Below are 14,870 nucleotides of genomic sequence, written 5' to 3' on the forward strand. Positions count from 1 at the left end.
GGAAACAAGAGTTTTTGTGAGAAGTCCTATTTCTTAAATGAGGTGTAACGACATGAGACAATCCCTGACTTTCATTCCAACTCTTCGAGAGGTGCCGGCAGATGCTGAGGCAAAAAGTCATCAGCTATTAGTAAGAGCTGGATTTATTAGACAAAACACGAGCGGTATCTATCATTATCTGCCGCTAGCACATAAAGTGATTCAGCACATTCAAGCCATTGTTCGCAAGGAAATGGAAAAGGCGGGAGCAGCTGAGCTGTTAATGCCAGTGCTGCAGCAAGCAGAAATGTGGCAAGAGTCAGGAAGATGGTATACATACGGTCCAGAACTCATGCGTATGAAAGATCGTCACGGCCGCGAGTTTGCACTTGGCCCAACACACGAAGAAGTGATCACATCACTCGTACGCAGTGAAGTCAAATCGTATAAAAAGCTTCCTTTGACACTTTATCAAATCCAATCTAAATTCCGTGATGAACAAAGACCTCGCTTTGGGTTATTGCGCGGACGTGAATTTATTATGAAGGACGCCTATTCATTCCACTCTTCACCAGAGAGCCTTGATGACACATACAACAAAATGTTTACAGCTTACTCGAATGTCTTTTCAAAAGTAGGTCTTAACTTTAGACCCGTCATTGCCGATTCTGGGGCAATGGGAGGAAAAGATACACATGAGTTTATGGCACTGTCAGAAGTAGGAGAAGATACAATCGCATACTCTGACACATCTTCCTACGCTGCGAACATTGAAATGGCTGAGGCTGTGTATCACGGAGAAGAAGCAAACCCTGCGGACTTCAAAGAACTCGAGAAAGTAAACACGCCGCAGGTGAAGACGATACAAGATGTTGCGTCATTCTTTGAAGTGGCTCCTTCTACATGTATCAAATCTGTCTTGTTTAAAGCGGATGATGCGTATGTACTTGTCCTGACAAGAGGCGATCATGAAGTAAATGATGTGAAAGTGAAAAACTTAGTTGGAGCACAGCTTGTAGAGCTTGCTTCACGTGAGGAAGTACTAGACGTGATCGGAACAGAACCAGGATTTGTTGGACCAGTGAAGCTTGAAGCGGAAGTAACGATTTATGCAGACCACGCTGTCAAAGGAATGACAAATGCAGTTGCAGGTGCAAATGAATCGGATTATCACTATGTCAATGTCAATCCTGCTCGTGATCTATCAGTGAAGGAATATACAGATCTTCGCTTGATTCAAGAAGGAGACGTTTCTCCAGATGGTGAAGGCACAATCCAGTTCGCAAAAGGAATTGAAGTAGGACAAGTCTTTAAGCTAGGCACACGTTATTCAGAGGCAATGGATGCAACATACCTTGATGAAAATGGACGTGCGCAGCCAATGATCATGGGCTGCTATGGTATTGGAATTTCTAGAACCCTTTCTGCGATTGTTGAACAGCATCATGATGATAAGGGGATTATTTGGCCAGAAACAGTTGCGCCATATGATCTTCATCTACTTGCCTTAAATATGAAAAACGATGCACAAAAGGAACTGGCTGAAACGTTGTATGAGCGTTTACAGGAAGAGGGCTATGATGTCCTTTTCGATGACCGCCAAGAGCGAGCAGGCGTCAAATTTGCCGACAGTGACTTAATTGGACTGCCAATTCGCATTAGCTGCGGGAAACGTTCAGAAGAAGGTATTGTCGAAGTGAAATTCAGAAAATCAGGTGAATCACACGAAGTATCTGTTGATGAACTGATTTCATTTATACGCCAAGCATAAAAAACGAACAAAAAAATGAAGGTACCTCCTGCAAAAAAGAGGTACCTTTCTGATTTACAAAAGGAGGGTCCTGTCTTGGATGAACAATTACCGATTACCCGGCGGCAATTTCATATATTACTCAATCAGATTCAAATGACAGATGATGACCTCAGTCGTTACTTTGAAGAAGGCGAGATCGTCAAATTGACGGTGCATAAGGCGGCAAAAACATGGCATTTCCATTTTAAATTTAAGGCGCTTTTGCCTTACCAAGTATATGCAATGTTTTTAAGCAGGCTGACAAATGCATTTTCTCATATCGCACAAGTCACTTGTACGATTGAAGTCAATGATCCGCACATATCTGAAGAGCTCGTTCAATCGTATTGGTCCCATTGTGTGGAAGAGCTTCAAGGAATTTCTCCCCCAATCATCAGCTTGCTTCAACAGCAAAAACCAGCGCTGTCTGGACATAAGATCATCATCAAAACAAAAAGCGAAACTGAGGCTCTGGCCATCAAGAAGAAATATAGCCCAATGCTTCAGGCTGCATTTAAACAAGTTGGTTTTCCAGAACTTCAATTTGATACAGAAATTTTTGTATCAGATCAAGAGATTCAGAAGTTCAGAGAACAAAAACTTGCTGAAGATCAAGAAAGAGCCATGCAAGCCCTTGTTGAGATGGAGAAGAAGGAAAGTGAGGATCAAGAGGAAGCTCCTTCTGGCCCTCTGATGATTGGCTATCAAATCAAAGACAATGAAGAAATACGTACGCTTGATAGTATTATGGACGAAGAAAGACGAATCACCGTCCAAGGGTACGTGTTCGATGCAGAAACGCGCGAACTAAAAAGCGGCAGAACCCTTTGTATCTTTAAAATTACCGATTATACAAATAGTATTTTGATCAAAATGTTTGCGAGAGAAAAAGAAGATGCTCAGCTCATGAAATCCTTGAAAAAAGGGATGTGGGTTAAAGCAAGAGGAAGCATTCAAAACGATACGTTTGTGAGAGATCTTGTCATGATCGCAAATGACGTCAATGAAATGAAACCTCAGCTGAAAGAAGATACTGCACCTGAGGGAGAAAAGCGTGTTGAGCTTCATTTGCATTCGCCAATGAGCCAGATGGATGCTGTCACTGGCATCGGTAAACTTGTTGAACAAGCAAAAAAATGGGGGCATGAGGCCATTGCTCTGACAGATCACGCCGTTGTACAATCCTTTCCAGATGCGTATGCAGCAAGTAAAAAGCATGGCATCAAAATGATGTACGGGGTGGAAATCAATTTAGTCGACGACGGGGTACCGATTGCGTATAATCCAGAGCACCGCTTATTAGAAGATGCGACGTTTGTCGTATTTGATGTTGAGACAACAGGACTCTCTGCTGTGTATGATACGATCATTGAGCTTGCAGCCGTGAAAATCAAAGGCGGGGAAATCATTGACCGCTTTGAGGCATTTGCAAACCCTCATCATCCGTTATCAGCCACAACCATTGAACTAACCGGTATCACGGATGATATGGTGAGAGATGCACCAGATGTGGTCGATGTTGTTCGGGATTTCAAAGAGTGGATTGGACAAGATATCCTTGTTGCTCACAATGCGAGTTTTGATATGGGCTTTTTAAATGCAGCATATAAGCGACTGTTAAAAACAGATAAAGCGTCAAACCCTGTCATTGATACACTAGAACTCGGCCGATTCCTTTATCCTGAATTTAAAAATCACCGGCTGAACACGCTGTGTAAAAAGTTCGATATTGAACTCACGCAGCATCACCGGGCGATTTATGATGCAGAAGCAACTGGTTACCTCATGCTGAAGATGCTAAAAGATGCGGCTGAAAAAGAGATTGCCTACCACGATCAATTAAATGAAAACATGGGGCAGTCCAATGCGTATCAGCGCTCACGTCCTTACCATGCAACCGTGATTGCACAAAATGAGACGGGTCTAAAGAATTTATTTAAGCTTGTTTCACTTTCTCATATTCATTATTTCTACCGCGTGCCGCGCATCCCGCGCTCACAGCTTGAGAAATATCGAGAAGGTTTAATTGTTGGGTCTGCTTGTGATAAGGGTGAAGTGTTTGAAGGGATGATGCAGAAGTCACCTGATGAGGTAGAAGACATTGCCGCATTTTACGACTATTTAGAAGTTCATCCGCCAGAAGTGTATCAGCATTTACTCCAGCTGGAGCTTGTTCGGGATGAACGTGCATTAAAAGAGATCATCACAAACATTGTGAAACTTGGTGAAAAACTGAATAAACCAGTCGTGGCGACTGGAAATGTGCACTACCTGCATCCAGAAGACAAAATTTATCGCAAAATCTTAATTTCATCACAAGGCGGGGCGAATCCGCTTAATCGTCATGAACTGCCAAAAGTTCATTTTAGAACAACTGATGAAATGCTAGAAGCCTTCTCTTTCCTTGGAGACGAGAAGGCGAAAGAGATTGTCGTGATGAATACGCAAAAAGTATCTGAGATGGTCGAAAGTATTAAACCAATCAAAGACGATCTTTATACACCAAAAATCGAAGGTGCAGATGAAGAAATTCGGGAAATGAGCTATAACATGGCTCGCAGCATCTACGGTGACGATTTACCGAAAATTGTAGAAGACCGGATTGAGAAAGAATTAAAGAGTATTATTGGTCACGGTTTCGCTGTTATTTATTTAATTTCTCATAAGCTTGTTAAGAAATCACTTGATGATGGATATCTAGTTGGTTCAAGGGGATCAGTTGGTTCATCTCTCGTTGCGACATTAACAGAGATTACAGAAGTGAACCCGCTTGCGCCGCACTATGTATGTCCAAGTTGCAAGCACTCCGAGTTCTTTAATGATGGATCGGTTGGCTCAGGATTTGACCTTCCTGATAAAAACTGTCCTGAATGCGGGACGCCGTATAAAAAAGACGGACACGATATTCCGTTTGAAACGTTCTTAGGTTTTAAAGGAGATAAAGTGCCCGATATCGACTTGAACTTCTCAGGAGAATATCAGCCGATTGCCCATAACTATACGAAAGAGTTGTTTGGTGAAGAGTATGTATACCGCGCAGGTACAATCGGTACCGTTGCAGAAAAAACGGCATATGGTTATGTAAAAGGCTACGCAGGAGATCATAACCTTCATATGAGAGGTGCTGAAATTGACCGGCTCGTACAGGGCTGTACGGGCGTCAAACGGACAACGGGCCAACATCCAGGCGGAATTATCGTCGTGCCGGATTATATGGACATTTACGATTTCTCACCAATTCAATATCCAGCAGATGCGACAGGTTCTGATTGGAAAACGACGCATTTTGATTTCCATTCAATCCATGATAACTTGCTGAAACTAGATATTCTTGGACACGATGATCCAACGGTTATTCGGATGCTTCAGGACTTGAGCGGAATTGATCCAAAAACGATTCCGACAGATGATCCTGAGGTCATGAAAATCTTCCAAGGAACGGAACCTCTCGGTGTCACAGAAGAACAAATTGGATGTAAAACGGGAACACTTGGGATCCCAGAGTTTGGCACAAGGTTTGTTCGTCAGATGCTTGAGGATACAAAACCGACCACCTTCTCGGAGCTTGTTCAGATCTCTGGTCTATCTCACGGTACAGATGTATGGCTCGGCAATGCCCAAGAGCTGATTCATAATAAAACGTGTGAACTAAGTGAAGTGATTGGCTGTCGTGATGATATTATGGTCTATCTGATTTATCAAGGTTTAGAGCCGTCACTTGCCTTTAAAATCATGGAATCTGTTCGTAAAGGGAAGGGACTTCCTCCTGAATGGGAAGAAGAAATGAAGAATAATAACGTACCGAACTGGTACATTGATTCTTGTAAAAAGATTAAATACATGTTCCCTAAAGCCCATGCGGCTGCTTATGTATTAATGGCCGTTCGGATTGCTTATTTCAAGGTGCACCATGCACTTCTGTACTATGCGGCTTATTTTACCGTTCGTGCTGATGATTTTGATATCGAAACGATGACAAAAGGATCAAATGCGATTCGAGCGGTCATGGACGATATTAACTCAAAAGGTCTTGATGCATCACCGAAAGAGAAGAACCTATTAACTGTACTAGAGCTTGCACTTGAAATGTGTGAAAGAGGCTATCACTTTAAAAAAGTAGACCTATACCGATCAAGTGCCACTGAGTTTATCATTGATGGAGACGGGCTAATCCCGCCATTCAACTCTATCCCTGGACTCGGAACAAACGTTGCGTTAAATATTGTACGCGCACGCCAAGATGGTGAATTCCTTTCAAAAGAAGATTTACAAAAACGAGGAAAAGTGTCTAAGACCATCCTTGAGTATTTGGATCGTCAAGGCTGCTTAGAAGCACTTCCTGATCAAAACCAGCTTTCTTTGTTCTAATGTGAAAAATGAAGAGCGCCCTTAAAGGGCGTTCTTTTTATATATACAATAAAATTATTATGTAAACTAAAATATTTTAACTGGAATTATTTTCTTGTTGGTTCATATATCTTGATTTAACGTCGTGTTTTGAGAGAAGAGATTGTATGTCATTCTTTCTACCCAAATAGAGCAAAAAAGAGAATTTAGCCGTCTGAAATGTTCTCATACGACATATGATCATTTTGGGTACAGTCACATGAAGAATCAGGAGAAAACCCTCGGTGAGCGTCAAGCTGATGGCTGTTTACTATGCACATTTTTGAAACACGCTTGATTCTTTTCAACACTGTACAAAACACGTACGGAATGACAAGGAGGTGGTCATTTCTTGTTCAATGTTTCACGTTTTAAAAAAAGAAGGGGTGAGAAGTAGGTACATGTCAGATTACAACTATGTAGAGGTGCTTCAAAAATCCATTTTGTTTTACGAAGCCCAGCGTTCCGGAAAGCTTCCTGAAAGCAATCGTCTTAACTGGCGAGGGGATTCTGGACTAGAGGATGGGAAAGATGTTGGTCATGATTTAACAGGCGGCTGGTACGATGCTGGTGATCATGTGAAGTTCGGGCTTCCGATGGCTTACTCGGCAGCCGTGCTTGCATGGACAGTCTATGAGTACCGAGAAGCTTACGAAGAAGCAGAGCTGCTTGATGATATGTTAGATCAAATCAAGTGGGCAACCGATTATTTTTTGAAAGCCCATACAGGTCCAAATGAATTTTGGGCACAAGTAGGCGATGGGAACGCGGATCATGGCTGGTGGGGTCCAGCAGAAGTGATGCCGATGAACCGGCCAGCATTTAAAATTGATGAACATTGTCCAGGAACAGAAGTAGCCGCCCAAACGGCAGCCGCTTTAGCAGCAGGTTCAATTATTTTTAAAGAAACAGACGCGCCTTATGCAGCAAAGCTTCTCACCCATGCAAAGCAGCTTTATGCATTTGCTGACCAATATCGCGGTGAGTATACAGATTGTGTCACCAATGCTCAGCCATTTTATAATTCCTGGAGCGGCTATATTGATGAGCTCATTTGGGGTGGAATATGGCTGTACTTGGCGACAAATGACCAGACCTATTTAAACAAAGCACTAAAAGCAGTAGAAGAATGGCCGAAGGATTGGGATTATACGTTTACGATGTCGTGGGACAATACCTTTTTTGCTTCGCAAATTTTACTTGCGAGAATCACAAAGGAGAAAAGGTTTATCGAATCGACGGAGCGTAATCTCGATTACTGGTCGACGGGTTTTGTTCAAAATGGAAAAGTAGAAAGAATCACTTATACGCCTGGCGGACTAGCGTGGTTAGATCAATGGGGTTCACTTCGTTATACAGCAAATGCTGCATTTTTAGCGTTTGTGTACGCAGATTGGGTCTCTGATCAAGAAAAAAAGAATCGATACCAAACGTTTGCGATCAGGCAAACACACTATATGTTAGGGGATAATCCGCAAAATAGAAGCTATGTCGTTGGGTTTGGCAAAAATCCGCCGATGCATCCACACCATCGAACTGCACATGGCTCATGGTCTAATCAGCTGACAACTCCTTCTTCTCATCGGCACACGCTTTATGGAGCGCTTGTTGGGGGGCCTAATGCACAGGATCAGTATACCGATGACATCTCTGACTATGTATCAAACGAGGTAGCAACAGACTATAATGCCGCCTTTACTGGAAATGTAGCCAAAATGGTGCAGTTGTTTGGTCAGGGGCAGTCAAAGCTGCCGAATTTTCCGCCTAAAGAAAAAGTGGAAGATGAGTTTTTTGTAGAGGCAGCTGTCATGAGTAACGATACAACATCTACTCAGATCAAAGCCATTCTATACAATCGATCAGGCTGGCCGGCAAGAAGTAGTCAATCACTTTCTTTTAGATATTATGTCAATCTAAGTGAGATATTTGCGAAGGGATTCACTGATAAAGATATTCAAGTGACAGCTGTTTACAATGAAGGCGCTTCCTTAACTCCGTTAACGGTGTATGACGCATCATCCCATATCTATTTTACAGAAATCGATTTTACTGGCGTAGCTATTTTTCCAGGAGGTGAATCGCTTCATAAGAAGGAAATACAGTTCCGGTTATCTGCGCCAAATGGTGCGAATATATGGGATGCCTCAAATGATTATTCCTTTCAAGGATTAACATCCAATATGCAGAAAACAGCGAGAATTCCTGTTTTTGATCAAGGTATTTTAGAATTTGGTACGCTTCCGAATAAATAAATATAAAGGGTGAGGACATGACAAATAAAGAACGGTTTTTAACGCTTTATCATCAAATGAAAAACGATGCGAATGGATATTTTTCAAAAGAAGGCATTCCGTATCATTCCGTTGAGACACTCATTTGTGAGGCACCTGATTACGGGCATATGACCACTTCAGAAGCTTACAGCTATTGGTTATGGCTTGAAGCATTGTATGGTCACTACACAGGCGATTGGAGCAAACTAGAAGCGGCTTGGGATAATATGGAGAAGTTTATCATTCCAGTAAACGAAGATGGACATGACGAACAGCCGCATATGAGTTCTTACAATCCATCTAGCCCAGCCACATACGCTTCAGAAAAACCATATCCAGATCAATATCCGAGCCAGTTGACGGGTGCTCGCCCTGCTGGTCAAGATCCGATTGATGGTGAACTGAAGTCAACTTACGGAACGAATGAAACGTATTTAATGCACTGGCTTCTTGATGTAGACAACTGGTATGAATATGGGAATTTGCTCAATCCATCACATACAGCCGCATATGTAAACACATTCCAGCGGGGTCCGCAAGAATCCGTATGGGAGGCCATCCCTCATCCATCACAAGATGATAAAACGGCCGGAAAGCCCAATGAAGGTTTCATGAGCTTGTTCACAAAAGAAAATCAAGCGCCAGCCGCCCAGTGGCGCTACACAAATGCGACGGATGCTGATGCACGTGCGATACAGGCAATGTATTGGGCAAAGGAACTTGGCTATAATGGGTCAGCCTATCTTGATAAAGCGAAAAAGATGGGTGATTTCCTTCGTTACGGAATGTACGATAAATATTTTCAAACAATTGGAAGCGGCAAACAAGGTAATCCGTATCCTGGAAATGGAAAAAGTGCATGTCATCACTTAATGGCATGGTACACCTCTTGGGGCGGGGGACTTGGAGAATATGCGAATTGGTCATGGCGTATCGGAGCGAGCCATTGTCATCAAGGGTATCAAAACCCAGTCGCTGCCTACGCTTTATCCTCAGATAAGGGAGGCTTAAAGCCATCGTCACCGACTGGTGCAAGTGATTGGGAAAAGACGTTAAAGAGACAGCTTGAATTTTACGTCTGGCTTCAATCAAAAGAGGGAGCGATTGCAGGAGGTGCTACCAACAGCTGGAATGGAGACTATAGCGCTTATCCAGCAGGAAGAAGCACATTTTATGATATGGCTTATGAAGATGCGCCTGTTTACCATGATCCTCCGTCCAATAACTGGTTTGGAATGCAAGCATGGCCGATTGAGCGTGTAGCAGAGCTTTATTATATCTTTGCAAAAGATGGCGACAAAACATCTGAAAATTTCCAAATGGCCAAATCTGTCATCACAAAATGGGTCAACTATTCACTAGATTATATTTTTATTGGCACTCGTCCTGTGTCGGATCAAGATGGGTATTTTTTAGATGGTCAGGGTCAAAGGATTCTAGGGGGGACAAATGTTGCTGTTGCTACGACGAGTGCACCTGGAGAGTTTTGGATTCCTGGGAATATAGAATGGAGCGGTCAGCCTGACACTTGGAGCGGATTCCAATCTGCAACAGGTAATCCAAATTTAACGGCAGTTACAAAAGATCCTACTCAAGATACTGGTGTACTGGGCAGTCTCATCAAAGCACTCACATTCTTTGCTGCTGCAACACAGAAAGAGACAGGAAACTACACAGCACTTGGCATAAGAGCAAAAGAGACAGCGGCACAGCTCCTTGAGGTTGCTTGGAATTACAATGATGGTGTAGGGATTGTGACAGAGGAAGACAGAGAAGACTACCACCGTTTCTTTAAAAAAGAAGTGTACTTCCCAAATGGCTGGAACGGAACATTTGGTCAAGGAAATCAGATCCCTGGTTCCAGCACCATTCCTTCTGACCCGCAGCGAGGAGGTAACGGAGTGTATACGAGCTTTGCAGATCTTCGTCCGAAAATCAAGCAAGACCCAGCTTGGTCAGCACTGGAGAGTAAATATCAAGCATCTTTTAATGAAGCAACAGGCAAATGGGAAAACGGAGCGCCAAGTTTCACCTATCACCGTTTCTGGTCGCAAGTTGATATGGCTACGGCTTATGCAGAATACCATCGTCTCATAAACGAATAGAACGTAGTACAGCTGCCGGCTTTTTTAGTCGGCGGTCTTCTCATAAGATAAATGAAGTGAAAGCAAAGGTGATGTCATTATGGTTAAAAAGAAAGAATTTATGAATCATTCATCGAATGGCGGATCACAGGAACAAGAAGATCAAAGCTGGAGAAAAGAAGCAAATGATCGAATCTTACAACATAGACAAAGAGAGCTTGTCATAAATGTCATCGATAAAGAAAAAAAGCCCTTAGCCGGAATAGAGGTTGAAATAAAACAAATCAGACATGAATTTGCATTTGGTTCAGCAATGAATGACCAAGTACTATTCAATCAAACGTATGCTGATTTTTTTGTCCAACATTTTAATTGGGCTGTGTTTGAAAATGAGGCAAAATGGTATGCAAATGAGCCTGAACGAGGGAAAATAACCTACGAAAAAGCAGATGCCATGCTGAATTTTGCCAATAGACACCAAATTCCAGTGAGGGGGCACGCCTTATTTTGGGAAGTAGAGGATGCCAATCCAAACTGGCTGAAATCATTACCGAATCATGAAGTATATGAAGCCATGAAAAGGCGGCTTGAGCATGCAGGCAATCATTTCAAAGGGAAATTCCGTCATTGGGATGTAAACAACGAAATGATGAATGGTTCATTTTTTAAAGACCGGTTTGGGAAACAGATTTGGAAATGGATGTATGAAGAAACGAAGAAAATTGACCCTCAAGCCTTGTTGTTTGTCAATGATTATAATGTAATCTCATACGGCGAACATCATGCATATAAAGCACATATCAATGAACTTCGTCAGTTGGGGGCACCAGTTGAGGCTATTGGAGTTCAAGGTCACTTTGCAGATCGAGTGGATCCAGTCGTTGTAAAACAAAGACTAGATGTGCTTGCTGAGCTTGGTCTACCGATATGGGTGACAGAGTGTGACTCTGTTCATCCGGATGCCAATAGACGAGCGGATAACTTAGAAGCTTTATATCGGGTAGCCTTTAGTCATCCAGCTGTAAAAGGTGTGCTGATGTGGGGATTTTGGGCGGGTGCTCATTGGAGAGGTGAGCACGCAGCCATCGTGAATCATGATTGGTCGTTAAATGAAGCAGGCAGGCGTTATGAAAAGCTACTACAGGAATGGACGACACAAAGAGTGGAAAAAACAGATGGGAATGGCCAAGTGACATGTCCAGCGTTTCACGGGACGTATGAGGTTCGAATTGGTGAAGTAAGTAAAATGTTGCAGCAGCAGACGATTGAACTTGATTCAACTAAACAAACACCGCTTCAACTAGATATCATCGTACCAGTAGAATAAGAGATTGTGAGGAGAATGGAATGAAAAAATGGGTTCAACGGGTGGCTTGTTTTATGATGCTGATCACTTTATGGGCGGGTTGGTTCACTCTGACCGTAAAGGCCTCCTCCTATGTGCAAACATCTGGTACACATTTTGTATTGAACAACCACCCATTTTACTTTGCTGGCACAAATAATTATTATTTCCATTACAAATCAAAAAAGATGGTAGATGCTGTTTTTGACGATATGAAGGCAATGGATTTAAAGGTTATTCGTATTTGGGGATTTCACGATGGTACCCCTCAAGAAAACTCAGTCTTACAATCTCGTCCAGGTGTTTATGAAGAATCCGGTTTTCAAAAACTAGACTATGCGATTTATAAAGCAGGGCAGGAAGGAATCAAGCTGGTCATCCCACTCGTGAACAATTGGGATGACTTTGGCGGGATGAATCAATATGTGAAGTGGTTTCAGGCAGGATCACATGATCACTTTTATACAGATCCTCGGATTAAAACAGCTTACAAAAACTATGTGCGCTATGTATTAGAGAGAACCAATACGTACTCAGGTGTTCAATATAAAGATGATCCTGCTATTATGACATGGGAGCTCGCCAATGAGCCGCGCGCTCAGTCAGACCCTTCGGGAGATATACTAGTAAACTGGGCAGATGAAATGAGTGCATGGATCAAATCAATCGACTCGAATCACCTTGTTGCTGTAGGAGACGAAGGGTTCTTTCGCATGACAGGTCATGATGATTGGTTTTACAGTGGAGGAGAAGGTGTTGATTGGGATCGTTTGACTGCTCTCCCTCATATTGATTATGGAACCTATCATTTATACCCAGATCACTGGAATCAGTCTGCTGCATGGGGAGTGAAATGGATCAAAGATCATATCACCCGAGGAAACGCAATCGGAAAACCTGTTGTATTAGAAGAGTTTGGCTATCAAAATCAAGCAGCCCGTCCTGATGTATATGATAGCTGGCTGAAGACAATTGAACAGCTCGGAGGCGCAGGTAGCCAATTTTGGATTTTAACAAGCATTCAAGACGATGATTCCCTCTACCCGGATTATGACGGTTTTCGAGTTTTAAAGGAGAGCCGGGAGGCAGAAATCATTCGTGAACACGCCAAAAGAATGAATGAAAAGAACTGATGAAGAATGCCTGTTTATAAGGAACTTCATTTGCATAAAAAAATTGGATATGGTATAGTTTTTATGGAAATGCTAACGATTACCGAGACAAGAGTGGGGAAACCCGCTCTTTTGTATTGAACAGGCAATTTTTGTCTCGACATTATTCATCCGTTTTCTGCTCCCCCTGCTCACAATAAAGCAGGGTTTTTATGCAGAATGATTGATAAGAGCGTTTATCGAAAGCACAAGGAGGAAGAGAATGAGCAAAAAAGTAGTGGATATCGTAAGCGACATGGTACAGCCAATTTTAGATGGCTTACAGCTTGAACTCGTTGATGTTGAATTTGTCAAAGAGGGTCAAAACTGGTTCCTTCGCGTATTTATTGACTCTGACAAAGGCGTCGATATCGAGGAGTGTGCCAAAGTGAGCGAAGCCTTGAGCGAAAAGCTTGATGAGGCAGATCCAATTAGCCAAAACTACTTTCTTGAAGTGTCCTCTCCTGGAGCGGAGCGCCCATTAAAGAAAAAAGCTGATTTTGAAAAAGCACTTGGAAAAAATGTTTTCATGAAAACATACGAACCAATTGATGGTGAAAAGGCATTTGAAGGTGAGCTTACAAGCTTTGATGGTGAGATTGCAACAGTGACAGTGAAGATCAAGACAAGAAAGAAAGAGATCAATATTCCATACGAAAAAATTGCTAACGCAAGATTAGCAGTTTCGTTCAATTAACCTTTTCATTGATATAAGGGGGAACCATAAAAATGAGTAGTGAGTTGTTAGATGCCCTGACTGTTCTTGAGAAAGAGAAGGGCATTAGTAAAGAAATTATTATTGAAGCGATAGAAGCTGCACTCATTTCTGCATACAAGCGTAATTTTAACCAAGCACAAAATGTGCGTGTTGATTTAAACCGTGAAACGGGAACGATTCGCGTATTCGCAAGAAAAGATGTTGTAGATGAAGTGTATGATTCTCGTCTTGAAATCTCTGTAGATGATGCAGCAAATATCAACCCGAATTACATGGTTGGTGACGTCGTTGAAATTGAAGTCACACCAAAAGATTTCGGACGCATTGCAGCTCAGACAGCGAAACAAGTCGTGACGCAGCGTGTGAGAGAAGCAGAGCGAGGTGTGATTTACACTGAGTTTATCGATCGTGAGGAAGACATCATGACGGGAATCGTTCAGCGAATTGACAGTAAATTCATTTACGTGTCACTTGGCAAAATCGAAGCCCTTCTTCCGGTCAATGAACAAATGCCAAATGAGGACTACAAACCACATGACCGCATTAAAGTGTTCATTACGAAAGTAGAAAAAACAACAAAAGGACCACAAATTTATGTATCAAGAACACACCCAGGTCTTTTAAAGCGTTTATTTGAAATCGAAGTGCCAGAAATTTATGATGGTACTGTAGAGCTTAAATCTGTCGCTAGAGAAGCAGGGGACCGTTCTAAAATATCTGTTCGTACAGATGATCCTGATGTTGATCCAGTTGGTTCTTGTGTAGGACCTAAAGGTCAGCGTGTACAAGCAATTGTCAATGAGCTGAAAGGCGAAAAAATTGACATTGTTCATTGGTCGAATGACCCGGTTGAATTTGTTGCCAATGCGTTAAGTCCATCAAAAGTTCTTGATGTCATTGTAAATGAAGAAGATAAGGCGACAACTGTCATTGTCCCTGATTATCAGCTGTCATTAGCCATTGGTAAAAGAGGTCAAAATGCGCGTCTTGCAGCGAAATTAACGAGCTGGAAGATTGACATTAAAAGCGAAACAGATGCAAGAGAACTCGGTATTTTCCCAAGAACTGAAGACTCTGAATCTCTTTTCTTAGAGGCTGAACCAGTAGCTGAGGAATCTGACGAATAAGAGGTGATATAAAAG

8 protein-coding genes are annotated in these 14,870 nt (G+C 42.3%); all 8 read left to right on the top strand.

The features are described from left to right. Nucleotides 1-52: 52 nt before the first annotated feature. The 8 genes from KVT11_RS04110 (at nucleotide 53) to nusA (ending at nucleotide 14,855) form a co-directional block, all read left to right on the top strand. Complete coding sequence (locus KVT11_RS04110; protein ID WP_025207337.1) at nucleotides 53-1,750, top strand: proline--tRNA ligase; 1,698 nt, start codon at nucleotides 53-55, stop codon at nucleotides 1,748-1,750. Nucleotides 1,751-1,825: 75 nt separating this feature from the next. After that, on the top strand, nucleotides 1,826-6,139 hold the full coding sequence (locus tag KVT11_RS04115; protein WP_217608979.1) for a PolC-type DNA polymerase III: 4,314 nt from the start codon (nucleotides 1,826-1,828) through the stop codon (nucleotides 6,137-6,139). 377 nt (nucleotides 6,140-6,516) lie between these two features. Continuing rightward, a complete protein-coding gene (locus KVT11_RS04120) occupies nucleotides 6,517-8,409 on the top strand; it encodes a glycoside hydrolase family 9 protein (RefSeq protein ID WP_017359075.1) in 1,893 nt (630 codons plus the stop codon). Nucleotides 8,410-8,426: 17 nt separating this feature from the next. Further along, nucleotides 8,427-10,535, top strand: coding sequence for a glycoside hydrolase family 48 protein (locus KVT11_RS04125; protein WP_017359074.1), 2,109 nt, complete (start codon nucleotides 8,427-8,429; stop codon nucleotides 10,533-10,535). 79 nt (nucleotides 10,536-10,614) lie between these two features. Beyond that, nucleotides 10,615-11,841 carry an endo-1,4-beta-xylanase gene (locus KVT11_RS04130; protein WP_206116200.1) on the top strand — a complete coding sequence of 409 codons (1,227 nt, stop codon included), beginning with the start codon at nucleotides 10,615-10,617 and terminating at the stop codon, nucleotides 11,839-11,841. Between the two features lie 20 nt (nucleotides 11,842-11,861). Continuing rightward, nucleotides 11,862-12,992, top strand: a complete 1,131-nt coding sequence (locus tag KVT11_RS04135) for a glycoside hydrolase 5 family protein (protein WP_217608980.1) — start codon at nucleotides 11,862-11,864, stop codon at nucleotides 12,990-12,992. Nucleotides 12,993-13,233: 241 nt separating this feature from the next. Continuing rightward, nucleotides 13,234-13,707 carry a ribosome maturation factor RimP gene (rimP, locus tag KVT11_RS04140; protein WP_008344744.1) on the top strand — a complete coding sequence of 158 codons (474 nt, stop codon included), beginning with the start codon at nucleotides 13,234-13,236 and terminating at the stop codon, nucleotides 13,705-13,707. A gap of 32 nt (nucleotides 13,708-13,739) precedes the next feature. Beyond that, nucleotides 13,740-14,855, top strand: a complete 1,116-nt coding sequence (gene nusA / locus KVT11_RS04145) for a transcription termination factor NusA (RefSeq protein ID WP_007499530.1) — start codon at nucleotides 13,740-13,742, stop codon at nucleotides 14,853-14,855. Nucleotides 14,856-14,870: the final 15 nt, after the last annotated feature.

Source organism: Bacillus sp. GbtcB10 (assembly GCF_019091365.1).
GTDB lineage: Bacteria > Bacillota > Bacilli > Bacillales > Bacillaceae > Bacillus > Bacillus altitudinis.

Bases quoted from the DNA above. Each gene is read 5' to 3' on its own strand.
- KVT11_RS04110 (WP_025207337.1), top strand. From the start codon at position 53: ATGAGACAATCCCTGACTTTCATTCCAACTCTTCGAGAGGTGCCGGCA.
- rimP (WP_008344744.1), top strand. From the start codon at position 13,234: ATGAGCAAAAAAGTAGTGGATATCGTAAGCGACATGGTACAGCCAATT.
- nusA (WP_007499530.1), top strand. From the start codon at position 13,740: ATGAGTAGTGAGTTGTTAGATGCCCTGACTGTTCTTGAGAAAGAGAAG.
- KVT11_RS04120 (WP_017359075.1), top strand. From the start codon at position 6,517: ATGTTTCACGTTTTAAAAAAAGAAGGGGTGAGAAGTAGGTACATGTCA.
- KVT11_RS04125 (WP_017359074.1), top strand. From the start codon at position 8,427: ATGACAAATAAAGAACGGTTTTTAACGCTTTATCATCAAATGAAAAAC.
- KVT11_RS04130 (WP_206116200.1), top strand. From the start codon at position 10,615: ATGGTTAAAAAGAAAGAATTTATGAATCATTCATCGAATGGCGGATCA.
- KVT11_RS04135 (WP_217608980.1), top strand. From the start codon at position 11,862: ATGAAAAAATGGGTTCAACGGGTGGCTTGTTTTATGATGCTGATCACT.